This is a genomic window from Streptomyces sp. BJ20, assembly GCF_022869105.1.
GTDB lineage: Bacteria > Actinomycetota > Actinomycetes > Streptomycetales > Streptomycetaceae > Streptomyces > Streptomyces griseoincarnatus.
Genome location: NZ_CP094918.1, coordinates 1,565,489 through 1,591,324 on the forward strand (window position 1 = coordinate 1,565,489; position 25,836 = coordinate 1,591,324).

The window sequence follows — 25,836 nt, forward strand, 5'->3', positions numbered from 1 at the left end:
CCCAGACACGGACGGCCCAGAACGGGCACGAGAACAGACATCGGACAGACGACGCACCCAGGCAGTACCAGCCCACGGCAGAACGGCACTAGGCGACGAATGCCCCAGCACACCTCCGGGTCCGACCGGGCGGCGATCCCCCCAGCCGCCCGCGACGGTGGCAGCGTGCGGCCGCCCGCTCCCTCGACGCTCGACGAGCTGTGGCGGTCGTACAAGGCGACGGGGGACGAACGTCTGCGGGAGCAGCTGATCCTGCACTACTCACCGCTGGTGAAGTACGTCGCCGGCCGGGTCAGCGTGGGGCTGCCGCCCAACGTCGAACAGGCGGACTTCGTCTCCTCCGGGGTCTTCGGGCTGATCGACGCGATCGAGAAGTTCGACGTCGACCGCGAGATCAAGTTCGAGACGTACGCGATCACCCGGATCCGCGGCGCGATGATCGACGAGCTGCGGGCGCTGGACTGGATCCCCCGCTCCGTGCGGCAGAAGGCGCGCAACGTGGAACGTGCCTACGCCACCCTCGAGGCGCGGCTGCGGCGCACCCCGACGGAGAACGAGGTCGCCGGCGAGATGGGCATCACCGTCGGCGAGCTGCACGCGGTGTTCAGCCAGCTCTCCCTCGCCAACGTCGTCGCCCTGGAGGAGCTGCTGCATGTCGGCGGTGACGGCGGCGACCAGCTCAGCTTCATGGACACCCTGGAGGACACCGCCGCCGACAACCCGGTGGAGGTCGCCGAGGACCGGGAGCTGCGCCGCTTCCTGGCGCGGGCCATCAACACCCTGCCCGAGCGCGAGAAGACCGTGGTCACGCTGTACTACTACGAGGGCCTGACCCTGGCCGAGATCGGCAACGTGCTCGGCGTCACCGAGAGCCGTGTGAGCCAGATCCACACCAAGTCGGTGCTCCAGCTGCGCGCCAAGCTGGCCAGTTTCGGCCGCTGACCTCCGGCGGCGTCCGGAGTGACCGGCCGGCCGAACCCCTGGCCGCGGTGGGCAGGGCGTCCGTAAAGTGGACGACGTGCCAAGGATTCGAGCGGCCTCCGTGGCCGAGCACCGGTCGATGCAGCGAGCCGCCCTGCTGGACGCGGCACGCTCCCTGCTCTCCGAGGGCGGTACGGAGGCGCTGACCTTCCCGGCCCTCGCAGAGCGCACGGGCCTCGCCCGGTCGTCCGTGTACGAGTACTTCCGCTCGCGGGCGGCCGTCGTCGAGGAGCTGTGCGAGGCCGACTTCCCCGTCTGGGCGGCCGAGGTCGAGGCGGCGATGGCGGACGCCGAGGGCCCCGAGGGCAAGATCGAGGCGTACGTCCGCAAGCAGCTCGAACTGGTGGGGGACCGACGGCACCGCGCGGTCGTCGCCATCTCCGCGAGCGAACTCGACGCCGGGGCCCGGGAGAAGATCCGCGCGGCCCACGGCGGGCTCGTCGCGATGATCGTCGAAGCGCTCGCCGGACTGGGGCACGCCGAGCCGCGCCTCACCGCCATGCTGCTCCAGGGAGTGGTCGACGCCGCGGTGCGCCGCATCGAGCTGGGGGCGGCCGAGCATCCCGACGTGATCGTCCGGGCGGCGGTCTCCCTGGCCCTCCACGGCGTCCGGGGCTGAAGCACCGCCCGGGCGTCCCGGTCCGTCCCGGTCCTCTCAGGGCAACGGCACACCGAGCACCGGCAGGAGCCGGGACGGACCCCGGTGAAGCAGCCACGGGGGCAGCAGGGAGAGCGGGTCCAGGTAGGTCCCGCCTCGCAGCAGGCCCCAGTGGACGCAGGGCGCCGTGCAGTGCGAGCCGCCCGCCTCCACCGTGCCGATCACCTCGCCCGCCGTGACTTCCGCGCCCTGCCGCACCGAGGCGCGGACGGGTTCGTAGGTCGTGCGCAGCGGCGGGTCCCCGGTGCCTGCCAGCTCCACCGACACGACGCCCTTCCCCGCCACCCGGCCCGCGAACGACACCCGGCCGTCCGCCACCGCCCGTACCGGCGTCCCCGGCGCCGCGGCGAGATCGACACCCCGGTGCCCGGGCCCGTAGACGGTCGCCGGCGGTTCCCAGCCGCGCGGGACCCGCGGACGTACTCCCACCGGCCACGTACGGCCGACGGCCGGGACGGTGTCGTCGTCCGCGGCGGGGCGCGCCCCCGTGACGGCCCCCGCAACGGCCTCCGGCGGCGCGGTCGCGCCCGCCGCGAACAGTCGTGACGCCGGCGGCGCCAGCAGCGCCGCCACGGTCAGGGCCACCACCAGCACCAGCTGCACGCACCCCCGGATCCACCTGCCCGGCCCGCCCCCGCCACTCGCTTCACGCCACTTCACGCCACCCACGTCCCTCGCTCCGTCCCAGTCGTCGCATGGCGGAAGCGTCTCCCGGGGACGTGATCTCCGCCGGGACCTGTGGACGGACGGCCGGGTTGTGGACAACGGCGTCACCCGGCGCCCTCCGGGTCCCGTACACTTCTGGTGGCGACCCGGGCCACCGGGTCGACTTCGCACGCCCCGACATCGGGACCGGTCACGGCCGTGGCCCGGTGTCAGCGCCCCTCGGTCCTTCGTGGCACGGCGCGTCGTGGGCGTCAGGCGCGGGAGCCGTCCGGCACCCGCGGCACAACCGAGAAATTCAAGGAGATACGGCCATGGCCGTCGTCACGATGCGGGAGCTGCTGGAGAGCGGCGTCCACTTCGGTCACCAGACCCGTCGTTGGAACCCGAAGATGAAGCGCTTCATCTTCACGGAGCGCAACGGCATCTACATCATCGACCTGCTCCAGTCGCTGTCGTACATCGACCGCGCCTACGAGTTCGTCAAGGAGACCGTTGCCCACGGCGGCACGGTCATGTTCGTCGGCACGAAGAAGCAGGCGCAGGAGGCCATCGCCGAGCAGGCCACCCGCGTCGGCATGCCCTACGTCAACCAGCGCTGGCTGGGCGGCATGCTCACCAACTTCTCGACCGTCTACAAGCGTCTGCAGCGCCTCAAGGAGCTCGAGCAGATCGACTTCGAGGACGTGGCCGCCTCCGGCCTCACCAAGAAGGAGCTGCTGGTCCTCTCCCGCGAGAAGGCGAAGCTGGAGAAGACCCTCGGCGGTATCCGCGAGATGCAGAAGGTGCCCAGCGCCGTCTGGATCGTGGACACCAAGAAGGAGCACATCGCGGTCGGCGAGGCCCGGAAGCTCAACATCCCGGTCGTCGCCATCCTCGACACCAACTGCGACCCCGACGAGGTCGACTACAAGATCCCGGGCAACGACGACGCGATCCGCTCCGTCACCCTGCTCACCCGTGTGATCGCCGACGCCGTCGCCGAGGGCCTCATCGCCCGCAGCGGTGGTGCCGAGGGCAAGGGCGAGAAGGCCGCCGGCGAGCCGCTGGCCGAGTGGGAGCGCGACCTGCTCGAGGGCGAGAAGAAGGCCGAGGAGGCCGCTCCGGCCGCCGAGGGCGAGAAGAAGGCGGAGGAGGCCGCTCCGGCCGCCGCCGAGGGCGAGAAGCCGGCCGAGGCGCCCGCCGCCGAGGCCCCGCAGGCCGAGACCAAGGCCGAGCAGGCCTGACCGCTCCGTCAGAGCCGATGACGGCGGGAGCGGTGACATGACGTCCGCTCCCGCCGTTCACCCGTAGACCGGCGGTGGCCCGGGACCTGCCCACGAAGCGGTCCCGCCCCGCCGATCTTCGAACCTCCAGACTTCGAGAAAGATTCACAGACTCATGGCGAACTACACCGCCGCCGACGTCAAGAAGCTCCGGGAGCTCACCGGCGCCGGCATGATGGACTGCAAGAAGGCGCTGGACGAGGCCGACGGCAACGTCGACAAGGCCGTCGAGGCGCTCCGCATCAAGGGCCAGAAGGGCGTCGCCAAGCGCGAGGGCCGCTCCGCCGAGAACGGCGCCGTGGTCTCGGTCATCGCCGACGACAACTCCTCCGGTGTCATCGTCGAGCTGAAGTGCGAGACGGACTTCGTCGCCAAGGGCGAGAAGTTCCAGGCCGTCGCCACCGCGATCGCCGAGCACGTCGCCAAGACCTCGCCGGCCGACATCGAGGCCCTGCTCGCCTCCGAGATCGAGGCCGGCAAGACCGTCCAGGCGTTCGTGGACGAGGCCAACGCCAACCTCGGCGAGAAGATCGTGCTGGACCGCTTCGCGCAGTTCGCCGACGGCTACGTGACGGCGTACATGCACCGCACGATGCCCGACCTGCCCCCGCAGATCGGTGTGCTCGTCGAGCTGGACAAGCCGAACGCCGAGATCGCCAAGGGCGTCGCCCAGCACATCGCCGCCTTCGCGCCGAAGTACCTCTCCAAGGAGGACGTGCCGGCCGAGGTCGTCGAGTCCGAGCGTCGCATCGCCGAGGAGACCACCCGCGCCGAGGGCAAGCCCGAGGCCGCGATCGGCAAGATCGTCGAGGGTCGTCTCAACGGCTTCTTCAAGGACGCCACGCTGCTCGGCCAGCCGTACGCGCTCGACAACAAGAAGTCCGTCCAGAAGGTGCTGGACGAGGCCGGTGTCACCCTGAAGCGCTTCTCGCGCATCAAGGTCGGCATCTGAGTCCGCACCGCGACGGGCGCGCGACCCCGATAGGGTCGACAGCAGTCGTTCGGACACGCGTCCACGCACGCGCGCGTGCCGGGCGACAGCAGATCTGACGAGGAGGCCATTGCCGCATGGGATGCGAACCACGCCCCACCGGCAATGGCCTTCTTCGTATGTGCAACACGTGAAAGAGGCGGGATTCGACCATGACGACCAAGGCTGAGAAGAGCGACGACGGCAAAGTGCGCGGCCGGTTTCTGCTGAAGCTGTCCGGAGAGGCCTTCTCCGGTGGCGGAGGCCTGGGCGTCGATCCCGACGTGGTGCACGCCATCGCCCGTGAGATCGCGGCCGTCGTACGGGACGGCGCGGAGATCGCGATCGTGATCGGCGGCGGCAACTTCTTCCGCGGAGCCGAGCTCCAGGTGCGCGGCATGGACCGCGCCCGCTCCGACTACATGGGCATGCTCGGCACGGTGATGAACTGCCTGGCCCTCCAGGACTTCCTGGAGAAGGAGGGCGTCGACTGCCGCGTGCAGACCGCCATCACCATGGGCCAGGTCGCCGAGCCCTACATCCCGCTGCGCGCCGTGCGCCACCTGGAGAAGGGCCGCGTGGTCATCTTCGGCGCCGGTATGGGCATGCCGTACTTCTCCACCGACACCACCGCCGCGCAGCGCGCCCTCGAGATCGACGCCGAGGCGCTGCTCATGGGCAAGAACGGTGTCGACGGGGTCTACGACTCCGACCCCAAGACCAACCCCGACGCCGTCAAGTTCGACGCCCTCGGCTTCGGCGAGGTCATCACCCGGAACCTCAAGGTCGCCGACGCCACGGCCGTCACCCTCTGCCGTGACAACAACCTGCCGATCGTCGTGTTCGAACTCCTCAAGGAGGGCAACATCGCCCGCGCCGTCAAGGGTGAGAAGATCGGCACGCTGGTGGGCGACCAGGCCGGGCGCGACTGACCGGGGGATGGACAATGTCCTGCCGGTCGTGAACCGTGCAGGAAGAAGACGCGACGCAGCCGGCCGCCGCCCCGACCGAGGACCGCAGCCGGGCCTACTCAAGACACGCAGGAGCAAGTGGTGATCGAAGAGACCCTCCTCGAGGCCGAGGAGAAGATGGAGAAGGCCGTCGTGGTCGCCAAGGAGGACTTCGCCGCGATCCGCACCGGCCGTGCGCACCCGGCGATGTTCAACAAGATCGTGGCCGACTACTACGGCGCGCCGACGCCGATCAACCAGCTGGCCTCGTTCTCCGTGCCCGAGCCGCGCATGGCCGTGGTGACCCCGTTCGACAAGAGCGCCCTGCGCAACATCGAGCAGGCGATCCGTGACTCCGACCTGGGCGTCAACCCGAGCAACGACGGCAACATCATCCGAGTGGTGTTCCCCGAGCTGACCGAGGAGCGGCGGCGCGAGTACATCAAGGTCGCCAAGGGCAAGGGCGAGGACGCGAAGATCTCGATCCGCTCCGTGCGCCGCAAGGCCAAGGAAGCCATCGACAAGCTGATCAAGGACGGCGAGGTCGGCGAGGACGAGGGCCGCCGTGCGGAGAAGGAGCTCGACGACACCACGGCGAAGTACGTCGCCCAGGTGGACGAGCTTCTGAAGCACAAGGAAGCGGAGCTGCTCGAGGTCTGATGAACGACTCTTCCTGGGGGACGCCGCAGACCGGGTACTGGGGGCCGTCCGACCAGGGACCCGGCCGGGGAGCTGTCCCGGCGGGTCCCGCGTACGATGCGCACCAAGCACAGCAGACGCGGCCCATGCCCATCGTGCCCGATGTACCCGAACACGGCGGAGACCAGGATGCGGACCGGGGGGTTGCTCGGCTGAGCGGCCCCCTGTTCCGAGACGAGCCGACGCGGGCCCGCCCCTTGCCGGGGGAGGTGCCGCAGAATCCGGAGCCCATGCCCCACGCCCCGCAGCCGGCCCCCGCACCGCAGAAGAAGAGCGCGGGGCGGGACCTCGGCGCGGCGATAGGCGTCGGCGTCGGACTCGGCGCGGTGATCGTCGCGTCGCTGTTCTTCGTGAAGGCCGTCTTCGTCGGGGTGATCGCGGTCGCCGTCGTGGTGGGCCTGTGGGAGCTGACGACGCGGCTGGACGAGCGCAAGGGGATCAAGGCGCCCCTCGTCCCGCTGGCGCTCGGCGGGGCCGCCATGGTCGTCGCCGGGTACGCCCGGGGCGCGGAGGGCGCGTGGCTCGCCATGGCGCTGACCACGCTGGCGGTGCTGGTGTGGCGCATGACGGCGCCGCCGGCGGGCTATCTCAAGGACGTCACGGCGGGCGTCTTCGCGGCGTTCTACGTCCCCTTCCTGGCGACGTTCGTCGCGATGCTGCTGAAGGCCGAGGACGGCCCCTGGCGCGTGCTGACCTTCCTGCTGCTCACCGTGGTGAGCGACACCGGTGCGTACGCGGTCGGCTGGCGCTTCGGCAAGCACAAGCTCGCCCCGCGCATCAGCCCCGGCAAGACCCGCGAGGGCCTGCTGGGCGCGATCGGCTTCTCGATGGTGGCGGGCGCGCTGTGCATGCAGTTCCTCATCGAGGACGGCCAGTGGTGGCAGGGCCTGCTGCTGGGCCTCGCGGTCGCCGCGAGCGCCACGCTGGGTGACCTCGGCGAGTCGATGATCAAGCGCGACCTCGGCATCAAGGACATGGGCACGCTGCTGCCGGGCCACGGCGGCATCATGGACCGCCTGGACTCCCTCCTGCCGACGGCGCCGGTGGTGTGGCTGCTGCTGGCGATCTTCGTGGGCACGGGCTGAGATCCCGCCCCTGGTGCCATGACTCCTGGGCCCCCGTCCGGCTGGGACGGGGGCCCAAAGTCTGTGTGCATGCCGATCACGACCCGCGGTCGCGGCGCGGACCTGACGGAGGCGGTTGCGGGTCAGTAGGCGCGTGCCACGACGGCGATGTTGCCAGGCTGGTCGTCGCTCTCGGGAACGGAACCGTCCGCGGCGACCAAGCACCGCACGGTGACGCCCTGTTCGGCGAGGATTGCCTCACCCTCCACGCCCAGCGTCTCCCACGCGATGCGCGCCCAGCCGGTGCTCGCCGCCTCCGCAGCCTCCTCGACCGTGGTCACCTCGACGGTGCGGTCGGTGCGACGCTCACGTGACTGCGCCAGCAGAAGCGCCTGGTCGTCCTCCAGCACCGTGGGCAGGATCTCGGACAGTGCCCCGATCGGCGTCGGCTCCTTGGTCCCGGTTACGCGGCGGACCAGCACGGCGGTCCCGCTCTCCACGTCACGCGGCCCGACCTCGATGCGTACCGGCACCCCCTTGAGCTCCCAGTCGACCGCGCGGCGGCCGAACGGCGTGTCGGTGCGGTCGTCGACGTGTACGCGGACACCAGCCGTCTTCAACCGGTCACCGATCCCGCGGACCGTGTCCAGGACCGCGTCGTCGCCCTTGACGGCCACGACGACCACCTGAACCGGGGCCAGACGCGGCGGGACGCGAAGTCCGTCATCGTCGCCGTGCATCATCACCAGTGCGCCGACCATCCGGGTCGTGGAACCCCACGACGTCTGCCAGACGTATTCCTCACGGCCGTCCTTCGACAGATAGCGCGTCTCGAACGCCTTGGCGAAGTTCTGGCCCAGTTCGTGGCTTGTGGTCAGCTGGAGGGCCTTGCCGTCGCCCATCATGCCTTCCAGGGTGAGCGTGTTGATCGCGCCGGCGAACCGCTCCCTGGCCGTCTTGCGGCCCGGTACGACGTCCATGGCGAGGACGTTCTGCAAGAAGTCGGCGTACACCTCCTGATGGATGCGTGAGGCGTAGTCCCGGGCGTCCTCGTAGGTGGCGTGTGCCGTGTGGCCCTCCTGCCACAGGAATTCCGTCGTGCGGAGGAACACCCGCGGCCTCAGCTCCCAGCGGACCACGTTCGCCCACTGGTTGATCAACAGCGGAAGGTCGCGGTAGCTCTGCACCCACTTGGAGAAGTAGTCGTTGACGATCGTCTCGGACGTGGGGCGGACGACGACGGGCTCTTCCAGCTCCTTGCCTCCGCCATGCGTGACCACGGCCAGTTCGGGCGCGAAGCCCTCGACGTGCTCGGCCTCCTTCGTCAGGTACGACTGCGGGATGAAGAGCGGAAAGTACGCGTTCTGCGCGCCGGCCGCCTTGATCCGGGCGTCCACCTCCTGCTGCATCCGCTCCCACAGGCCGTATCCGTACGGTCGTACGACCATGGTGCCGCGCACCGGCCCGTTGTCGGCCAGTTCTGCCTTGCCGACCAGATCTTGGTACCAGCGGGGGAAGTCGTCAGCACGGGGTGTGAGAACGGGTGCTTTTGCCATGGCGCGCAGAGTAGGACGCGGCTCCACCAAGGCGCGACCTGATTACGGGACGTGATCAGCCGTCCTTCGGTCGTCCAAGGCCGCCCAGCAGCGACCGGTGGCGACCCCTGAGGGCAGCCGTGGCGGACGACACCCGCAGCTCACCCATCCGGATCTGCGACACTGGTACAGCCATGCCTAAGCCCGGAGAACTGGCACTGCACCATCAGCAGGAGGGCTTCAGCCTGGGCAATCAAGACGGGGAGCCACCGGTTACAGCTCGTTGGGCCGTCCCTGGGCCGTCGGTTGGTTCGTGATGACCCGACTGGCACCGTCAGTTGCGCGGAGTTGACACATGGCGTGCAAAAGGGCGCTACGGTAGTGCCATCACGCGCATCTGCAGATGCGCGTCGGTGGAGCAAGGGTTGATACGAGACCGTCTGCTCCATAGGCAAGGGGGCCCCTCCGCCTAGGCAGCATCAGGGCCCCCGGTGAACTAGCGGCCTAACAGCTGGGTCAGGGCGCTCGTGGCGGTGGTGGCCGCCACCATCACGAGCACCTCCCTGGCTAGGCGTTTCACACGGCCGTAAGTTTTAGTGCCGCGCATGCGCGTGTGCCAGAGCCGACTTCGCTGAACGACCGCTAACCATTGAGCCTTCAAGCGGCCCCACGGGCTGACCATGTTGCTTCCTCCATACAGCGAGCCTGTGTCGACTCCCGGACGGGTGTCGGTGTGCGTCAGTGCTCGCAGAACGCAGGAAGCATCGACAGTTAGCGTTCGCTCATAGTCAACCGGATCAGCAGGTACCCATGCGCCGCTTTTGGGAGATTCGGTAGAACGAACCAGCGAGAGGCCCTATGTATCGCTGTCCAGAAGAGCCGCATCGATGGCCCTTTGAGTTCGTCGTCTACTCGACGGCATCAGGTGCGCATACACCCGCAGTGTCAGCCCCGGGTCCGAGTGGCCCAGGTACTCGCTCACGGCCTTGACGCTCTCGCCAGCGTCCAGAAGCACCGAGGCGTAGAAGTGCCGAAGCGCGTGCATGCCGTGCTCGCGAGCAGACTGGTGCTTGCCGTCCGTCCCGGCCTCCGCGATCAGGCCCGCCGCCGCGAGCGCAGGCTTCCACACCTGGACGTTGAAGTTGCTACGCCAGACGAGGCCGCCGACTGTGTTCGTGAACAGGAGGCGGGCCGACACCTTAGGGCCGTCCGGCTTGCGCCACGGCAACGTGATCTCGACCGGCTTGTAGGCGTCCATGTGAGCCCGCAGTGCGTCGGCCACCGAGGGCGGCAACGGGACGTCGCGTTCCTTGTTGCACTTCGGCGGCGCGTAGACGGCCTTCCCGCGGATCAGCTTCACCTGCCGGACCACTCGAAGGAGGCCACCGTCGAAGTCGAGTGCGTCCTCAGCCAGCCCCACGATCTCGCCCTGGCGGAGTCCGCACCCGGCGCCCACGTCGACCATGGGGCGGTACCGCTGGGGGAGCGCTGCACGAACCGCCCGAACTTGGCTGGGCAGCCATGGCACCACGCGGCGCTGCTCGGCGGCCGGCGGGCGGACGGACTTCGCGGAGCACGGATTGCGGGGCAACAGCCCGTCGTCGACGGCCGCACTCAGCACGGCTCGTACGTCGCCGTAGATGTTGCGCGCGTAGCCACCACTCACGGCCGGATCGTTCTCCAGCGCACTCACCAGCTCGCGAATGTGCTCCGGTCGGAACGAGTCCAGTGGTCGGGAGCCGATCAACCGAAAGGCATGCAGGCGTAACCGCTGCTCGACCACCACCTGGCTGGCGGGGTCGATGCCATGCGTACGGAGCCACCTCTCCGCGTAGGTCTTGAAGGTGATCCGAGCTGCCCGTGGGTCGATGTACCGACCGCGAGTCATGTCCGAAGCGATCTCTGTAAGCCACTGCTCAGCGAGCCGCTTCTGTCGGTCCGGGAAGCTCTTGGACTTCTCGGTGCCGTCGGGACCGATGTACCGGGCGCGGTAGCGCATGCCGGTGCCGTACCGAGGGGTCTTGACCTTCACGGGCTTGCCGTCTGGCCCCGGCTCGGTCTTGTACCAACGGTCTTGGATGTGCCCGGCCATCAAGCCGCCTCTTCAATCCGGGAGTCGACCCAGGCCCGTACGTCGATGGGGTCGAAGCGGAGGTGCCGGCCGACGCGGAAGCCGCGGGGGCCGGTGCGCTTGCGGCGCCACTGGTAGACGGTCTCGACGCTGGGGAGTTCGAACATCTCGACCAGGTCCTCAGGGGTCAGGAACCGGTTCGGCAGCTCTGAGGCCATGGTCAGCACTCCCTTTCGTCGGCTAGTTGGTCTTGCAGGGCTTCGCGGGCGGTCTCGCGGTTGAGTTGGAGGTCGCGGGCGATGGTGGCGGCGAGGGCGGATTCGCCGGGGGTGTGGCCGTGTCCGGCGTACTGCCAGTCGGCGAGGACGAGGACCGTGTCCGGCTCCTGGTCGTCGAGGCCGAGGGCGGCGTGTTCCTGGGCGGCGCGGTAGTCGGCGCGTGCCTGGCGGAGTTCGCCGAGGGTGGTGGAGTAGCGGCGGGACTTGGTGGAGAAGTGGCCGCGGAAGCCGAGCATGTGGGCCCAGGCCCAGAGCCGCCGGTCTGGGTAGAGCGGGTCGAGGGTCTTGCAGGCTTCGATCAGGCGGCGGGTGTGGTCGGGGACCTGGTGGCGGTCGAGCTCGGCCAGCTCGCCGATGCGGCGGTCCAGGGTGCCGGTGTTCTCGGCCGCTTTGGTGGCGTACTTCGCGACGTAGGAGGCAACGGCCTGCTCGGTCAGTTCGGAGCCGTCTCCGAACGCCTTGACGGGCCGGACGTCGAGTTGGGTGCCCCAGCGGAAGGTGCGGGCCGGTTGGTCTTCGGCAGCCGGGACGGATACCGAGGTGTAGGGGTGCGCGGCGGCGGCGCGGATCGCGTCGGCGAGCAGCTGCACGGTGGCCCAGGAGGGCGGTGCGGTGTCCGGGCCGTCGGGGCCGTCGAGGCGGACCACGGCGTGGAAGTGGACCGCACCGCGCTTCTGGAACTCCGCGACCTTGCCGTACGAGACGCGACAGTGGTCGGCGAGCTGGCTTCGGGAGAGGCCGGCGCGGGCTGCCAGTTCCCGCCGCAGACGGGTGGTGAAGCGTTGCCAGAGCTGTCCGGCGTGATTGTTGAACAGCACGGCGCCCGCGTAGTCGTAAGTGGCGGGGTCGAGGGCGGTGCCCAGTTCCGGCGCGTCGGGGGCGTGGCGGGTGCCGCAGCGGCAGGTGCCGTGGTCGGGGCGGTTGTGGACCGGGCCGAACGAGGGGGCCGTGAGGGTGAGGAAGACGCGGGGATAGTCGCGGACGGTGGCGGGGATGTCGCGGCGTTCGTCCCCGGCGAGGCCAGCGCGGATGAGGTGGTAGGTGTCGCCCGCGTACGTCCAGGCGCAGGATGGGCAGCGGGAGGCGCGGCGGTTGCCGCAGGCGATGCGCAGGCGTCCGCCCGGCTCGCCCTCGGTGGAGTAGCGGTGCAGGATCTCGCCGGTGGTCTTGTCCTTGTGGAGGGTCCAGCCGGTGAGGTGGATGGGGTCGGCGCAGCCGCCAGTGCGGCGTATCTGTTCTTCCCAGCGGTGGTAGTCGACGGCCGAAGCCACCCTCAGCAGGTCGCCGAGGGTGGTCGGGTCGAGCAGCGTTTCAGGCACCAGCGCCCTCCCGGACGCGGCGAGCAGTGACCGTGCCGGTGCCGTGGCAGGCAGGGCAGTGGACGGTGATGGTGCGCAGGTGTCCGTGCCGGTCGCGGCCGCCCAAGGTGATGGCGGCGGTGGCGAAGCCGTCGCAGGACGGGCAGATCCGTCGTGCGGGCGGGGTGCGGTGGGTCATGATGGTGGTTCCTTTCGATTGCGGTTGGAAGGAACGGCCCCGGGTGGCGGCGTGCTTGGCGGCTTGTGCGCCACCCGGTGGCCTCTCAGTGGGAGGGGCGTGTGCCCCGGCGGCTGCGGCCCTTGGCCGCGTACATGGCCGCGTCGGCGGCGGCGAGCGCATCGCTCAGCGCCGGTACCGGCAGTTCGGCCACGTGGCAGGCCCCGATGGAGGCGGCCAGCGGCAGCGACATCCCGGCGTGGTTCAAGGGCCGGTGGAGTGCGGTGGTGAGTGCGTCGAGGTCGGCGGTGGTCATGTCGCGGACGACGGCCACGAACTCGTCCCCTCCGAGGCGTCCGGCGGTGCCGTTGCGTCCGCACCAGGTACGGAGCCGGTCGGCGACTGCGATGAGGGCCGCGTCTCCGGCGGCGTGGCCGTGCGTGTCGTTGAGGGTCTTGAAGTGGTCGAGGTCGACCAGGAGCACGGCCGCGGACGGGTGCCGGCGGATGCAGTGTTCGGCGCGGGCGGTCCATCCGGCGCGGGTGTGCAGTCCGGTCAGCGGGTCGCGGCGGGCGGAGGCGAGCCGGTGAGTGAGGACGCTTCCGTGGACGGCCCAGCCCAGTAACGGCACCAGGGCGGCGGCTATGTGAGCTTCCATATGCGTTCTTCCTTTCGGTGATCGCGGTTGGAGTGGTGCGGGGTCCGGGAGGCGGCGGCGTGCTTGGCGGCTTGTGCGACGCCCTCCGGGAGTGGTCAGCGGCGCTTGGCGTCCGAGGCCAGGAGCGAGCGCAGCACCAGGGCGCAGACGGCGACCGAGACGGCGGTGACGGCGACGGCCAGGAGCATGGAGACCAGGACGGCGCCGACGACCAGGACCACGGCGGTGCCGCCGCCGACGAGGGCGAGCGCGGTGCCGGGGGTGAGCTGTACCGCCGGCCGGGACGGTGCCGGGGCAGGCGCGGCGGGTGCCGTCGGGGTCGGGGTGCCGGGGGTGATGGTGGTCGGGACGACGACGGTCGGCGGGGTGGCCGTGCCGGTCGGCTGGGGCATGGTGGGGAGCTTGGGCCGGAACAACAGCGGATCTCCTTACTTGACGGCGGTGTCGATGACGGGGGCCAGGAGGCTGTCGGCGAGGAGGTAGCCGCCCAGCAGGAGCACGGCGATCAGCCACCAGGGCGGGCGGATGAGCTTGACGCCGAGGACTCCGACGACGAGCAGGGCGAACCAGAGGGGGACGTCCACGGGGTCTCCTAACGGACCTTGCAGCGGTGGGTGCGGGCGGCGAGCTGGGCGGCGGTCTGGCTGGTGTAGTCGGCGGACCAGCCGCAGCCGTCGGCGCTGCATACGGCGGCGTGCTTGGTCTGGCCGTTGCGGTCGCGGTGGGTGCCGATCTGCACCGGACCGATCCGCATCACGGAGTGGAAGAAGTCGCGGGCGGGCATCGACGGGTGTCCTTTCGGGTCAGGTGAGCTGGGCGGCTATGGCGTCGGCAAGCTGGGGCGGGACGCCGAGGCGGGCGCGGAGGGTGTCGGTGTCGATTCGGGAGCCGGTGCGCTGCTGGTGGTCGGCGGCGACCTTGCGGGCGTGGTCGACCAGCGCGGCCGGGACCGGAACTGTTGGACGCGGCTTGGCAGTCGGCAGGGCCGGGGCTTCCTCGCGGGCCGGGACCGTCGCGGGCTCGGGGTCCGGCTCTGGGACGGCTACCGGTGCGGGTTCCGGGTCCGGTTCGGTGACCGGATCGGCGGGTGCCGGCCTCTGCTCCCGGCTGGTCGCCGAGTGGGCGAGGAGGGTGCCGCCCATGAATGCCAAGGCGGGCCAGGCAGCGACGAGGATGCGCAGCCAGGCCGGAACGTCGTCCAGGTCGAGGAGTCCGGCCGTGGCGACGTTCGCCCCGAGCGAGGCCACCAGGGCGATCAGGAACCAGCACCAGGCCAACCGAGACGGCCCGTCCGTGCGCAGCCGTCGCCACGCTGCCACCAGGAGCAGGTCGACCGAGACCGGGTAGGCCCAGGCCTTCCAGCCGTCCTGTCCGGCAGCGGCGGCCAGGTCGTGCAGGTGGGCGAAGGACAGCGCCCCGGCGATGACCGCCTGCACCAGCACGGCATCGACGCGGAAGGGCGGGCGCGGCATCAGCACTGCCCTCCGGGGTAGCGGGGGCCGTCGGTGGGGGCGTAGCCGGGCGGGAAGACGCCGGGCGGCGGCTCGGGCAGGGAGGCTGCCAGGGACGGGCCGACGGCGTCGACGAAGACGGGGTCGGCTCCGTAGGTGTGGGCGTACAGGGCCAGGGCGCTGAGCAGCTGGACCGTGCGGTTGAAGTCCTCGCGAGGCTGCACGGGTTCACCTCCGGTTTCTGGCATGGGAGGGGTAGGGACCTGGCGCGAAGCGGTCGCGCCGACCGATCAGGCGGGGTGGTTCAGGCGGCGGCCGGGGCTGACTCGACAGCCGGATCCTGAGCCGGGACCGGGGCGAGGGTGCCGAGCGCAGGCCGGAACGGGGCCAGGGCGGGCAGGTCCGGCGTCAGGTGCGCGTACTTGTTGCACACGTTCACCGCTTGGCGCAGCGAGGTGTGCGGGGCACGGATGCGGTGCCAGCCGCCGGTCGAGTCCCCGGCGATGGCCAGGCCGCGGATCTCCGCCGGGATCTGGATGGCGGCCAGGACGGCGTCGGGGGCGATGTCACCGAAGGCCATGTTCGCACTGGTCTCGTCGTTGACGCGGTGGGCGGTGCGGCCGGTGAGCTGGGCGCGGAGCATGGTGATGCCCTTGCCGAGTTCGGAGCCGAAGCGCTGCCCGCAGATCTCCAGGTAGATGCCGGCCGCGCGGCCGAGCTGGGCGAGGCGGACCAAGGCGGTGATGATGCGGTCCCGTCGCTTCTCCTCCTCCTTGGTGGTGAAGAGGGCGAGTTCGGCGACCTCGTCGACCAGGACCACGATCGGCACCGGGCGTATGTCCTCGGGCAGGTCCCAGATGTCGGCTGCGATCTCGGCATCCGGCACATCAGCGGTGATGCGCTGCTCAGACCGGATGAGCTGGTACACGTCCGCCATGTGCGAGACCAGCGCCTCCAGGAGCTCCAGCGCGCTGTCGGGGTTGTCGGCGAGCGCGGAGAACCGGCGCGCCAGCGGGAACAGCTCCACCCCCTGCTTACAGTCGATGCCCACCAGGGCCACGTGTTGCGGGGCGAGCCCGGTGACGAGGTTGCGCTGATACACCGACTTGCCTGACTCCGTCGCCCCGAGCGTGAGACCGTGCGGGACCACGCGGTAGTCGCGGTAGTGCACCGAGCCGTCGGCCCGCAAGGCGACCGGCACCCGCATCGGACGCGTGTCGACCTTGGCGGGCATCTGCACTCGCTTGAGCACGTCGTAGCCGGTCATCCTCAACTCGACCACCCCCGAGCGCAGTTCACGCGAGGTCACGCCGTACATCCCGAAGGAGTGGCGCAGGCGGTCCGACGCGGCGGCGAAGTCGAAGGCGTCCTGGCCGGGCCGCAGCTTGAGCCGAAGGGCCAGGCCGGTACGGGTAGGACGCAGCCGCAGGATGCGCGGGGCGCGGTGCTCCGGTGCCGGACGGTCGAACGTCCGGGCCAGAGCCAGACGCCAGCGGGAGGGCGGGACCGTCAGGCCGCAGGCTTCCATGACCGAGGCGTAGCGGACCAGGACTCGCAGGATGGCGAAGGTGACGCCGAAAGTCAGCCAGTACCAGGCGGGACGCCGCCACCGCAGGAGACCCGCAGCGACGACGACCACCAGCAGTAACAGCGTCGGCCACGTCATGGCTCAGGCCGCCTTCGAGGCCGGGTCGGCGTCGACCAGCGAGGTGACCGCGACAGCGCGGAAGGCGATGCCGTGGCGCTTCTGGCCGTTGAACTCGTTCTCCCACGGCCGGGCGATCAGGCCGGTGAGGGCGACCGGGGTGCCCATCGTGAGGTCCTCGGAGATGCCGCTCTCGGGGACGGTGATGGACAGGATCTCCACCTCGTTGTTGGCCGCGAACATCACGTCCACGGTCATGAGCTTGGCACCGGTCTCGGCGTCCGTGGCGATCTCGCCGGTTCGGCGGTCGCGCACCTGGGCTGCGGGGCCCTCGCGACCATCACGGTGGCACCGGCGGTTTCCACAGGGATCTGACGCACAGCGGATCACTCCTCTATAGAGGCTCGACTCCGTCACTCATGTATATGAGTGACATGAAGAAGAGTGTACGACTCCTATACATGAGTCAACCCGCCGCGGCTGCGAAGTCGCGACGGGCTGCGAGGAGTTGAGCGAGCGTCAGTCCGCGGCAGGAATCCTGTACTCGAAGATGAACTGGTCAGCGGCCATGAGGGTGTCGCACACCTCGACCACGACACCCGCAGTCGTACGCGCCTCACGGATCAGGTGAACCACCGGAGCACCGGAGCTGAGAGCCAGCTCCGTGGCCTCCGCCTTGGAGGCCGGCCGGGCTTGCAGCGTCTCGACGAACTCCGCGAACTCATGGCCGTGGTCCTCGAGCCGGGCGTAGATGCCGCCGCCACCGGGGTTCTCGGCAAACAGCTCGGGGATGTCCTTCACGACGTCCCACGGCAGGTACGAGGTGGCCGTCTCCGTCGGGGTCCCGTTGCGGAAGTAGAGGCGTCGCCGGGCCAGCACCTTGGTACCGACGGGGACGCCGAGTCGACTAGCGGCGTCCTCGGGGGCGTCCATCGGGCCGATGTAGAGGACGCTGACCTTGGCTTCGGCGCCGGACTGGGCGGACTCGGCCAGGTAGGCGGCTTTGCCGCCCTGCCGCAGCGAGCGCCGGAAGCGGTCGGAAGAACGGAGCCGGACCGGAGGGCGGTCCTTCACGATCGATCCCTTGCCGTGCCGGGTCTCGACGAGCCCGCTTGCGCGCACCTCGACCATGGCCTTGCGGATCGTGCCGCCGGAGACGCTGTAGCGATCGACCAGCTCCGACTCACTCGGCACCATGTCGCCGGGCTTGAGCACACCCGCTCGGATTTGCTGCACGATCTCGTCGGCGATCTGCACGTACCGGGGTCCCGACCGCTCGCCTCCTACCGCAGTTTCCATAGTCCTTCTCTGCCTCCTATGCTCCTGTATATGAGTCAACCACAGGAAGCAACGTCCTCGCCGCTGCACTCCGTATCCGTGGCCGGAGTCGTCGTGCGGGAAGACGGGCGCCTGCTGGCGATCCGCCGGGCGGATAACGGCACCTGGGAGCTGCCCGGCGGCGTGCTCGAACTGGCCGAGACCCCGGAGGCCGGCGTAGCGCGCGAGGTCCTGGAGGAGACCGGCATCCACGTCGAGGTGGACGAACTCACCGGCGTCTACAAGAACACGACGCGGGGCATCGTGGCCCTGGTCTTTCGGTGCAAGCCCTCAGGCGGCACCGAGCGCACGTCGAGCGAGTCGACGGCCGTTTCCTGGCTCACGCCCGAAGAGGTCAGCGAGCGCATGTCCGAGGTCTTCGCGGTCAGGCTGCTGGACGCCTTGGACGGCAACGGCCCACACGTGCGGAGCCACGACGGCAAGCAGCTCATCCCAGCGGGATAAGACTTTCCCTACTTCATCAAGGCCCGCGCACGGCGCGGGCGCGCGCCGCCTCTGCGGCGCGGCCTGCCTCCTGTCTGCGCCCCGGCTGGCCGCGCCCGGCGGCGCGCTCGGCGGCTGCGGGCATGAAGTGGGGAGACACCCTCTGTGGCTGGGGCGGTCGGCTCCACGGCTTTAGGCAGCCACTTTGGGGCGAGCCTCTAAGATCTTGGCCCCAACGTCGTGCTTTAACGGGCAGGTCCACAGACTGCCCGACTCGCCGGAAGCTTACGGGGCCAAGATCACTCGCCCCAAAGCAGCTCCAGCCCAAAGCCGCTCCACCGACCTACGCGGTACACCTATCCCAGTGCACCACCGAGAGACACACTAAAATGCCGCTTCATCATCAAACTCGATGAAGCCGACAAGGGAGAGATCTCTCTCTCCCACGACAGCCAGCACGTCCTTATAGCGTTTGGACTGTCTGAAGGTGCGAATCCGCGCAGCAGGCTCCCCGTACACCCTGAAGACACTAGAAGCCGTCACCACAGAAACACTATCAAAGAGTTCGATAGCGAACCCTGACGCCAGATCGCGGGTAGAAAGGATCTCCGATCCCCCAAAGTCCTGCAGATTGACTTTTCCGAAGTCTAGGTTCTTCTTGACGGCAACATCCCGATTCTCGAACGCCGAGACGTTCACAACCTCCAGCACATCGCCCTTTTTTACGAGTAGGCGATGATTTGAGTTTCCCAGAACTTCGGCACCATCATCCCAATCAGACACAACATCATCTCTCACACCGTACGGATCCCTGAAATCCAATGCCTTATATGTAAGCTCTTGGATGCTCCTCTCCTGCTCATACCCCGTGACCATCCATTCTTCGAATTGCGCCCTCTCGTGAGACCTGCCCCTTACGTCGTGAGCCCTAAGAAATCCAGGAATAGGCGCATCCGTATAGTTCAGAAGATGCCGCGCCGCAGATGAGCAGGCGGAAGAGTAGTCCGCCACTTGCTCCATCCGATTATCTGACCTTCGAATGGGGGTGGCAGGATACCCTTCCTCATTCTCACCGAGGACATCCCAGTATTCATCCTCCGCGTACCCGTAGTCGTCACGATCAAAGAGCCTGATAGGGGCAAACCACAGGCCACGCTCTTCGGCAGAAGCGTTGACCGCCATATACTGTGCGGACACACATCTTGTCTCGTGCTCGAGGAACTGCATGAGCGGCATTTCATCGATTTCATGGTTCGGGTTGAAGTGCGACTCGAAGAGACCCTCACTAGTCGCTTGATATAGACGGTTTGCATAAATCGCAGAGTCGAATAGGTAGCCAGGCGTGTTTTCATGCCCGATCTTGATCGGCTCCAGACTTACAGTCAGATCGAGCTCGTTTCCCTCAATGCGGAAATCCCGGAAAAACGCTGACGCCACCTCGGGCATACTCATGATCCGCCGGAACGCTGAACTCGCCTTCCAGTCATTTCTCAGGATAAGGTAATCCAGAAGGCCAGCCCGAGAGGGGCCGTGCTTCGCAAGCACCGCCTTGGAAATTCTTTCCATATCCAGCATGTACAGGGATCCATCTCGCCCCCAGAGGAGCACATGCTCCTTGTAGAGCCAGGCATCACGCCACTCCCCTGGCACTCTTAGGCGGAATACACCAGCTTTCGACACTAGATCCTCCCTGTCATGAGGCGCTCATAAGTAACGTTATTAATCCTGCCAGACTTCAACCACAGGTCGAGAATAGCCTTAGGGGGCCTATACTTCCTTGCACCACCCCGGCCTGTCACCGGGTAACCGTGGCGAGGATCCGAGCCATTCTGCGCAACGGGGAAAAATGCGACTCGCTCCTGACAGTCCCCCAGCACTTTGAGCGCATCTTTCGAGATGAACCAATGATTCCCACTAGCATCAATCCAACTAGATATCTCCGATTCACAAAAACAATGACACTCATCCCTTACTGATACTACCCAGCAGGCCTTACGTTTCTTAGTACCGCTCGCGCTGCGATGGTAATTCAGTGACTTATACGAACCATCCGAGCAGGTGATGAAAATAATCCCGTCCGGCTCAACTTTATCCTGCTCGCAGCTTCTCTTATTCACATTTCCCCCCTGCGTCAAAAGGGCTCGCGCACTCGTCTCAGAGGATAGACCGCACATGTGGAGGCAGGGGCTGCATTGCAAGGATCTGAGTCTGGCGCAGCCTCGCGCTGGTGGGGCCGGGTTGGACGCAGCCCCGGACGAGGCGCTTGCTGCATGCAGTACTCACACAACGAGCGCCCTCCCGGGCCGTCCTCGGGTCGTGGAAGGGCGCTCAGCGTTGACCAACGTCGACAGCTACCGACAGCTCAGCAGCAGGTCAGCGTGTTGATCGATAAGGCGGCCGCAGGTCACGGCCGCCGGTGATCAGTTGTGGCTGAATTGAGTGCAGTCGGTATAACGCCGAGGCGCTACCGGGGCAGCAGTGGGGGCGACACCCTTGAGAAGCACGCACTGAAGATGTGAACATGTGTTCGACGTTCGGTCTCAAGGCTTACAGTCTGGGTGCCGGATGGTTGGATGCCGGTGTCCGGTGGTCTGATGGGTCGTTGGACAGCTAGCGGGCCGTGGCCGTGCCGTCGGTGGGTGGGTTCGGTTCGAGGGGATGGAGGGCCGGCCGGTGAGTGACCGCAGTGCGATCGAGTGGACCGAGGCGACGTGGAACCCGACCACGGGGTGTGACCGTGTCTCCCGAGGATGCGACAACTGCTATGCGCTGACCCTAGCGAAGCGGCTGAAGGCGATGGGGTCGCCGAAGTATCAGGCTGATGGTGACCCGCGCACCTCCGGTCCTGGGTTTGGGTTGACGTTGCACCCGGATGCTCTGCGCGTGCCGTACGGGTGGAAGAGTCCGCGGACCGTGTTCGTGAACTCCATGAGCGACTTGTTCCATGCACGGGTACCTCTCGAATACGTGCGTCGCGTATTCGAGGTGATCGCGGACACGCCTCAGCACACCTACCAGGTGCTGACCAAGCGGGCTCGGCGCCTACGCCAGGTTGCGGATAAGTTGGACTGGCCTGCCAACTTGTGGATGGGCGTGTCGGTTGAGACGGCCCGAGAGTTGCCGCGTGCCGATGACCTTCGCCTAGTTCCAGCTGCGGTCCGCTTCTTGTCGTGTGAACCACTCCTCGGCCCCCTGGATGGCTTGGATCTTGACGGGATCCATTGGGTCATCGCTGGAGGTGAGTCGGGGCCCCGCGCTCGGCCGATGGAAGAAGAGTGGGCAACGTCGATCCGTGATGCCTGCCAGGACGACGGCGTGGCGTTCTTCTTCAAGCAGTGGGGAGGGCGCACCCCTAAGGCCAACGGCCGCCTTCTCCAAGGTCGCACCTGGGACGAGCTGCCCACGGCAGCTACCGTCTGAGATCACCTCACTGCCTGGCGAGCGAGTTCTTCCAAGTGATCGCCGCAAGGTGGATGCGCCTGCACGCAAGCTCCCTCAAAATGTCTAATGCGACTGCATCTCAGACGGAGGGGCGGGATTTTGGTCGAGCCGGAGCGCGTAGAGGATGAAGAGCTACTTCTCAGTGGCGAAGAGGCCGGCGAGGAAGTCACTGACGCCACGCGCCAGTTCTTCGTGAGCAAGAAGGCCGCCGCCCTCCTGAAGCACGAGATCCTGCAACGGTACGTCAAGCCGTTTGCAGCGAAGGTGGGCAAGTGGGCACCTGGCGGCCGCGTCGTATACCTCGATGGCTACGCAGGACCCGGCCGCTACGAGGACGGGACTCCCGGGTCGCCAGCACTGATCTTGGAGTCCGCAGCCGATGTGGCGAGTATCCGCCAGCTTGACTGCTACTTCGTCGAGCGCCGGCCTGCAGACTTCAAACGTCTCGATCAGCTTGTTGCAGAGGCCCGGGAGCGCGGCCTGTCTGCACAAGCTCTCAAGGGCAAGGTCGAGAAGCACTTGAGTTACGTTCTGGAGCAGGCAGAGGGATCGCCGCTCCTGGCCTTCATCGACCCCTTCGGTCTCGGACTCAGCTTCGACGCGCTGACCACCCAGCTTTTTGGGTCAAGGGAACCGGCGGGAGCCACCGGCCGGGATGCGACCGAGGTGTTGCTGAACTTCAACGCCAACGCAGTACGCCGCATTGGCGGGCTACTGGTCAGCTCCAGGGAGCCAAAGGGAAAGCAGGCGACACTAGCAGCGATGGATGCTGCCTGCGGAGGAGACTGGTGGCGTAGCGAGTACCTGGCCTCGGAAGACAACCGGGAGGCCGTCGAGCGCATAGCGAACGGCTTCGCAGAACGAGTCGGTGCCGCAGTGAAGGCACACTCATGGACCATCCCGGTGCGCAACCGTGAACATCACCAACCGGCCTACCACCTGGTGTTATTCAGCCGACACAAAGACGGCCTTTGGCTCTTCGGTGAGGCGATCAGCCATGCTCAAGCGCAGTGGCGTCGTGAAATCCTCCCGCCGCCCATGGACGGCATGCTGTTCGATGAGGAGGCCATGTTCGAGCTGGACGAGAAGCAGCGAGAACGTGGCTGGGTGGCTGAGATTAAAAAGAACATCCTCGGTCTACTGCAAGAACACTCTGCCTTGAGCGTTGATCGCTACCACGCCGAGATCATGGGAAGTGCACTTGGTGAGGCGCGGCAAATGCACATCCGTGCCGCCATCAAAGAGCTGCATCGTGAGGGCAAGACCTCGTGCACGGGAAAGGGGGAAATACCCAGCATGCAGATCACTCGCCCTTAGTCTGTCGGGCGCCGCGCAGAGGTCTGGGGTTTGCAGCCCGGAGGTCGTCGTAAGCTGCCTATGCCTTACACCGACGCCACTTCCATCGGCGCACCGACGTAAGCATGAATGCCAGTGGGCCTGACACAGGAGTGGCAGGCCCACTGGCAGCGCTACCGGAAGAGATGCACCGGCACCGTGAACCTGTCCTCCAGGTTCTTCCAGAGGGTGTCGCCGGTGACCAGGGGCTGGTTCAGGCGCTCGCCGAGAGCGATGCACATGGCGTCGCCCAGAGCGAGCGTCCGACCGCCATAGTGCTGCCGGTCACGGTGAGACTCGTTGATGAGCTTCCCGGCCCGAAGCGCCTCGTTCACACTGGAGGGCTCGACAGACAGCCCCAGTGCCACGAGGTCCTGGTGCAGCTGCTCAGGCGGATTGAGATATCCGCGGCGGAGACACACAGTCGTCACTTCGGCGAAGTTGGAGGTCGACATCGTCGCCTGCGGCAGCAGTTCATCGACGAAGTCAGCTCCCTCCTCACGGAAGACCCACGCCAGAACAGCGCTGGAGTCAAGGACGACGGGGGTTTCGCGATTCACTCTCATTCTCCTCGGGAAGGTCATCGGGGTTGGGTGGGCCAGCGCCGGAAGCGGGCTGGCTTAGAAACTCCCGAGAAGCGCCGAGATGGTCGAACCGGGTGGCGTCGACGTCGCGTAGCGTGCGGATGTCACCGACAGCGTCGAAGTATTCCGTCTCCGCAGTCGGTGGGATGCCGGCGCGAATACGATCCTTGATTGCCTGCGGGGTCTCCATGATGACGACGCCGGGGCGCAAGGCCCGGAGAATCACCTCGGCCCCCTCGGTGAGGCCGACGGCCCGCTGAAGGGCGACGGGGACCGTCACCCGGCCACGGGGGCCGACCTTGGTGCGAGTGGGCTCACTCATGCTGGCTGCTCCTTGTAGGGGGCCGGTTCCGTACGCGTGGCTTTGCCGAGCCATGTGTACGGGACCAGGCTGCGAATCCCCCGTCGCTATTCCGCTTAGGAACGGCGTCCATCCGGAATGCCCGGCAGCTTGCTCTCACTGGAGGGCAAGTCTTTCCCCCGCCACTGGCGAGGGAGCGCCGCTCATTCTTTAGGGGAGGTCTCCTTAGCTTCTTAGTTCCCGTACCCGCACCAACTTCGAACTGCTGGGCGGGCTGCGGAAGAGTAGTGTGGGTCTGTAGAAGTCATGATACACAAAAATCAGAGCGTGTCACGACTGAGATCATGTCCCACAAGTTCCACCTTGTGGGTCTGCTTGTAATCGACGCGGCCCTGTCTGTAGGACCCGGAACGCAGTCGAGGTCAAGGCTCGGCACCCCTCCAGCGTTCTCCTGCGCGTAGCCGGGGGGCGAACGACGCCATAGCGCTGGTGACGCTCACATCCGTGCCGCATGGAGTTGGCTTCCCGACGCTTGGGGTCGTTTTAAGTAATGCGGTCTTCCTGGGTGCGGACCAGGTCAAGGTCCGGCTCGACGAGTGGCTCGCAGCAGGCGAGTGATCATCCCTGGGCCGTCTCTGGGCCGTCCGAGGGCACCCAAGGGCGACCATCGACGACCAACGCCGACAGGTGTGGCAGCCGACACCCGCAGCTCACCCATCCGGATCTGCGACACTGGTACAGCCATGCCTAAGCCCGGAGAACTTACATTCGTCGCGCCGCGCGGAGTCAAGAAGCCGCCGCGGCATCTTGCCGATCTCACGCCTGCCGAGCGCAAGGAGGCGGTTGTCGCGGTCGGTGAGAAGCCGTTCCGTGCCAAGCAGCTCTCGCAGCACTACTTCGCGCGGTACGCGCACGATCCGGAGCAGTGGACCGACATCCCCGCCGGTTCGCGCGGCAAGCTGCAGGAAGCGCTGCTTCCCGAGCTGATGAGCGTCGTGCGGCACCTGTCCACCGACCAGGGGACGACCCGCAAGACGCTGTGGAAGCTGTTCGACGGGACGCTCGTCGAGTCCGTGCTGATGCGGTACCCGGACCGGGTCACCATGTGCATCAGCTCGCAGGCCGGCTGCGGCATGAACTGCCCGTTCTGCGCGACCGGGCAGGCGGGGCTGGACCGGAACCTGTCCACCGCCGAGATCGTGCACCAGATCGTCGACGGCATGCGGGCGCTCCGCGAGGGCGAGGTTCCCGGCGGGCCCGCGCGGCTCAGCAACATCGTGTTCATGGGCATGGGCGAGCCCCTCGCCAACTACAACCGCGTCGTCGGCGCCATCCGCCGCCTCACCGACCCCGAGCCCGACGGCCTCGGCCTGTCGCAGCGCGGGATCACCGTGTCGACGGTGGGGCTCGTCCCGGCCATCCACCGGTTCTCCGACGAGGGCTTCAAATGCCGGCTGGCGATCTCGCTGCACGCCCCCGACGACGAGCTCCGCGACACCCTCGTCCCCGTGAACACGCGGTGGAAGGTGCGCGAGGTGCTCGACGCCGGGTTCGAGTACGCGGCGAAGTCCGGGCGCCGGCTGTCCATCGAGTACGCGCTGATCCGGGACATCAACGACCAGGCGTGGCGCGGTGACCGGCTCGGGCGGCTGCTCAAGGGGCGTCCCGTGCACGTCAACCTCATCCCGCTCAACCCGACGCCCGGCTCCAAGTGGACCGCGTCGCGGCCCGAGGACGAGAAGGCGTTCGTCGAGGCGATCGCCGCGCACGGTGTGCCGGTGACGATCCGGGACACCCGTGGTCAGGAGATCGACGGGGCGTGTGGTCAGCTCGCCGCCACCGAGCGGTAGTCTGACCGGCGTCAACACATCTGCATATTCCGACAGGGGAGCGCCACAGCGCTGAGAGTGCGGCACCGGCCGCAGACCCTCCGAACCTGGCCCAGGTCATTCTGGGTAGGGAGATCGGTCATCACTCGAGCTGTTGCGCCCTGCCCGGGCCCCGACCGGGGATCCCGGGCAGGGCCGCGTCTCTTCCTGGTCACTCCAGG

At 67.7% G+C, this 25,836-nt stretch carries 28 protein-coding genes, 1 pseudogene and 1 riboswitch; of the genes and pseudogenes, 11 read left to right on the forward strand and 18 right to left on the reverse strand.

The window, feature by feature from the left end; translation table 11 throughout:
• The first annotated feature begins 99 nt into the window (after nucleotides 1–99).
• Nucleotides 100–942, forward strand: coding sequence for an RNA polymerase sigma factor WhiG (gene whiG, locus MTR79_RS07360; protein WP_048459323.1), 843 nt, complete (start codon nucleotides 100–102; stop codon nucleotides 940–942).
• A 100-nt stretch (nucleotides 943–1,042) separates the two neighbouring features.
• Nucleotides 1,043–1,600 (forward strand): TetR/AcrR family transcriptional regulator, encoded by a 558-nt coding sequence (locus MTR79_RS07365; protein ID WP_048459322.1) that lies wholly within the window; start codon nucleotides 1,043–1,045, stop codon nucleotides 1,598–1,600.
• A gap of 36 nt (nucleotides 1,601–1,636) precedes the next feature.
• On the opposite strand, the gene MTR79_RS07370 is transcribed toward MTR79_RS07365, so the two are convergent.
• A complete protein-coding gene (locus MTR79_RS07370) occupies nucleotides 1,637–2,233 on the reverse strand; it encodes a M23 family metallopeptidase (protein ID WP_189366134.1) in 597 nt (198 codons plus the stop codon).
• A gap of 383 nt (nucleotides 2,234–2,616) precedes the next feature.
• Here MTR79_RS07370 and rpsB point away from each other — a divergent pair, with 383 nt between their 5' ends.
• The 5 genes from rpsB (at nucleotide 2,617) to MTR79_RS07395 (ending at nucleotide 7,271) form a co-directional block, all read left to right on the forward strand.
• Nucleotides 2,617–3,528, forward strand: a complete 912-nt coding sequence (gene rpsB, locus MTR79_RS07375) for a 30S ribosomal protein S2 (RefSeq protein ID WP_086700498.1) — start codon at nucleotides 2,617–2,619, stop codon at nucleotides 3,526–3,528.
• 154 nt (nucleotides 3,529–3,682) lie between these two features.
• Nucleotides 3,683–4,519 (forward strand): translation elongation factor Ts, encoded by an 837-nt coding sequence (tsf, locus tag MTR79_RS07380; RefSeq protein ID WP_086700497.1) that lies wholly within the window; start codon nucleotides 3,683–3,685, stop codon nucleotides 4,517–4,519.
• Nucleotides 4,520–4,710: 191 nt separating this feature from the next.
• Nucleotides 4,711–5,469, forward strand: coding sequence for a UMP kinase (gene pyrH / locus MTR79_RS07385; RefSeq protein ID WP_048459319.1), 759 nt, complete (start codon nucleotides 4,711–4,713; stop codon nucleotides 5,467–5,469).
• A gap of 120 nt (nucleotides 5,470–5,589) precedes the next feature.
• Nucleotides 5,590–6,147, forward strand: a complete 558-nt coding sequence (gene frr, locus MTR79_RS07390; protein ID WP_006136598.1) for a ribosome recycling factor — start codon at nucleotides 5,590–5,592, stop codon at nucleotides 6,145–6,147.
• Nucleotides 6,147–7,271 carry a phosphatidate cytidylyltransferase gene (locus MTR79_RS07395; RefSeq protein WP_244789572.1) on the forward strand — a complete coding sequence of 375 codons (1,125 nt, stop codon included), beginning with the start codon at nucleotides 6,147–6,149 and terminating at the stop codon, nucleotides 7,269–7,271. Before frr ends, MTR79_RS07395 begins: the two co-directional genes overlap by 1 nt.
• Before the next feature lie 122 nt (nucleotides 7,272–7,393).
• Here the strand turns inward: MTR79_RS07395 and proS are convergent, their stop codons facing one another.
• The 14 genes and pseudogenes from proS to MTR79_RS07465 form a co-directional block, all read right to left on the reverse strand.
• Nucleotides 7,394–8,806, reverse strand: a complete 1,413-nt coding sequence (gene proS, locus MTR79_RS07400; RefSeq protein WP_189366107.1) for a proline--tRNA ligase — start codon at nucleotides 8,804–8,806, stop codon at nucleotides 7,394–7,396.
• An 835-nt stretch (nucleotides 8,807–9,641) separates the two neighbouring features.
• Nucleotides 9,642–10,877: a site-specific integrase gene (locus tag MTR79_RS07405; RefSeq protein ID WP_244789573.1), complete on the reverse strand. Its 1,236-nt coding sequence runs from the start codon at nucleotides 10,875–10,877 to the stop codon at nucleotides 9,642–9,644.
• Nucleotides 10,877–11,074 (reverse strand): helix-turn-helix domain-containing protein, encoded by a 198-nt coding sequence (locus tag MTR79_RS07410; RefSeq protein WP_244789574.1) that lies wholly within the window; start codon nucleotides 11,072–11,074, stop codon nucleotides 10,877–10,879. The genes MTR79_RS07405 and MTR79_RS07410 overlap by 1 nt, the downstream gene beginning before the upstream one ends.
• A 2-nt stretch (nucleotides 11,075–11,076) precedes the next feature.
• Nucleotides 11,077–12,453 (reverse strand): replication initiator protein RepSA, encoded by a 1,377-nt coding sequence (repSA, locus tag MTR79_RS07415; RefSeq protein ID WP_244789575.1) that lies wholly within the window; start codon nucleotides 12,451–12,453, stop codon nucleotides 11,077–11,079.
• Entirely contained in the window at nucleotides 12,446–12,631 is a 186-nt protein-coding gene (locus MTR79_RS07420; protein ID WP_161108134.1) for a hypothetical protein, read from the reverse strand. Before MTR79_RS07420 ends, repSA begins: the two co-directional genes overlap by 8 nt.
• 85 nt (nucleotides 12,632–12,716) lie before the next feature.
• Complete coding sequence (locus MTR79_RS07425) at nucleotides 12,717–13,268, reverse strand: GGDEF domain-containing protein (protein ID WP_244789576.1); 552 nt, start codon at nucleotides 13,266–13,268, stop codon at nucleotides 12,717–12,719.
• A gap of 95 nt (nucleotides 13,269–13,363) precedes the next feature.
• Nucleotides 13,364–13,684: a SpdD-like protein gene (locus MTR79_RS07430; RefSeq protein WP_244789577.1), complete on the reverse strand. Its 321-nt coding sequence runs from the start codon at nucleotides 13,682–13,684 to the stop codon at nucleotides 13,364–13,366.
• A 12-nt stretch (nucleotides 13,685–13,696) separates the two neighbouring features.
• Nucleotides 13,697–13,852, reverse strand: coding sequence for a hypothetical protein (locus MTR79_RS07435; protein WP_189480439.1), 156 nt, complete (start codon nucleotides 13,850–13,852; stop codon nucleotides 13,697–13,699).
• 8 nt (nucleotides 13,853–13,860) lie between these two features.
• Complete coding sequence (locus MTR79_RS07440) at nucleotides 13,861–14,052, reverse strand: mobile element transfer protein (RefSeq protein WP_189481966.1); 192 nt, start codon at nucleotides 14,050–14,052, stop codon at nucleotides 13,861–13,863.
• Nucleotides 14,053–14,071: 19 nt separating this feature from the next.
• Nucleotides 14,072–14,740 (reverse strand): DUF2637 domain-containing protein, encoded by a 669-nt coding sequence (locus tag MTR79_RS07445; protein ID WP_244789578.1) that lies wholly within the window; start codon nucleotides 14,738–14,740, stop codon nucleotides 14,072–14,074.
• Nucleotides 14,740–14,943: a hypothetical protein gene (locus tag MTR79_RS07450; protein WP_244789579.1), complete on the reverse strand. Its 204-nt coding sequence runs from the start codon at nucleotides 14,941–14,943 to the stop codon at nucleotides 14,740–14,742. The genes MTR79_RS07445 and MTR79_RS07450 overlap by 1 nt, the downstream gene beginning before the upstream one ends.
• An 80-nt stretch (nucleotides 14,944–15,023) precedes the next feature.
• Complete coding sequence (locus tag MTR79_RS07455; RefSeq protein WP_244789580.1) at nucleotides 15,024–16,385, reverse strand: FtsK/SpoIIIE domain-containing protein; 1,362 nt, start codon at nucleotides 16,383–16,385, stop codon at nucleotides 15,024–15,026.
• Between the two features lie 3 nt (nucleotides 16,386–16,388).
• Nucleotides 16,389–16,744 (reverse strand): annotated as a pseudogene (locus tag MTR79_RS07460) (hypothetical protein).
• Nucleotides 16,745–16,883: 139 nt separating this feature from the next.
• Nucleotides 16,884–17,663: a GntR family transcriptional regulator gene (locus MTR79_RS07465; protein ID WP_244789581.1), complete on the reverse strand. Its 780-nt coding sequence runs from the start codon at nucleotides 17,661–17,663 to the stop codon at nucleotides 16,884–16,886.
• Between the two features lie 18 nt (nucleotides 17,664–17,681).
• Here MTR79_RS07465 and MTR79_RS07470 point away from each other — a divergent pair, with 18 nt between their 5' ends.
• Nucleotides 17,682–18,146: an NUDIX domain-containing protein gene (locus MTR79_RS07470; protein ID WP_244789582.1), complete on the forward strand. Its 465-nt coding sequence runs from the start codon at nucleotides 17,682–17,684 to the stop codon at nucleotides 18,144–18,146.
• A 363-nt stretch (nucleotides 18,147–18,509) separates the two neighbouring features.
• Here MTR79_RS07470 and MTR79_RS07475 read toward each other — a convergent pair whose 3' ends face one another.
• Nucleotides 18,510–19,805 (reverse strand): hypothetical protein, encoded by a 1,296-nt coding sequence (locus tag MTR79_RS07475; RefSeq protein WP_244789583.1) that lies wholly within the window; start codon nucleotides 19,803–19,805, stop codon nucleotides 18,510–18,512.
• 993 nt (nucleotides 19,806–20,798) lie between these two features.
• Here MTR79_RS07475 and MTR79_RS07480 point away from each other — a divergent pair.
• Nucleotides 20,799–21,545, forward strand: a complete 747-nt coding sequence (locus MTR79_RS07480) for a phage Gp37/Gp68 family protein (protein WP_244789584.1) — start codon at nucleotides 20,799–20,801, stop codon at nucleotides 21,543–21,545.
• A gap of 120 nt (nucleotides 21,546–21,665) precedes the next feature.
• The gene (tcmP, locus tag MTR79_RS07485) at nucleotides 21,666–22,883 is read left to right on the forward strand and encodes a three-Cys-motif partner protein TcmP (RefSeq protein WP_244789585.1); all 1,218 of its coding nucleotides are present in this window, start codon (nucleotides 21,666–21,668) and stop codon (nucleotides 22,881–22,883) included.
• Between the two features lie 152 nt (nucleotides 22,884–23,035).
• Here the strand turns inward: tcmP and MTR79_RS07490 are convergent, their stop codons facing one another.
• Together MTR79_RS07490 and MTR79_RS07495 are read right to left on the reverse strand one after the other, a co-directional pair.
• Nucleotides 23,036–23,461, reverse strand: coding sequence for a PIN domain-containing protein (locus MTR79_RS07490; RefSeq protein ID WP_244789586.1), 426 nt, complete (start codon nucleotides 23,459–23,461; stop codon nucleotides 23,036–23,038).
• On the reverse strand, nucleotides 23,433–23,807 hold the full coding sequence (locus tag MTR79_RS07495; protein ID WP_244789587.1) for an AbrB/MazE/SpoVT family DNA-binding domain-containing protein: 375 nt from the start codon (nucleotides 23,805–23,807) through the stop codon (nucleotides 23,433–23,435). Before MTR79_RS07495 ends, MTR79_RS07490 begins: the two co-directional genes overlap by 29 nt.
• A gap of 722 nt (nucleotides 23,808–24,529) precedes the next feature.
• On the opposite strand from MTR79_RS07495, the gene rlmN reads away from it, so the two are divergent.
• Nucleotides 24,530–25,636 carry a 23S rRNA (adenine(2503)-C(2))-methyltransferase RlmN gene (rlmN, locus tag MTR79_RS07500; protein WP_086700492.1) on the forward strand — a complete coding sequence of 369 codons (1,107 nt, stop codon included), beginning with the start codon at nucleotides 24,530–24,532 and terminating at the stop codon, nucleotides 25,634–25,636.
• Nucleotides 25,637–25,660: 24 nt separating this feature from the next.
• A riboswitch (TPP riboswitch) is annotated at nucleotides 25,661–25,766 on the forward strand.
• Nucleotides 25,767–25,836: the final 70 nt, after the last annotated feature.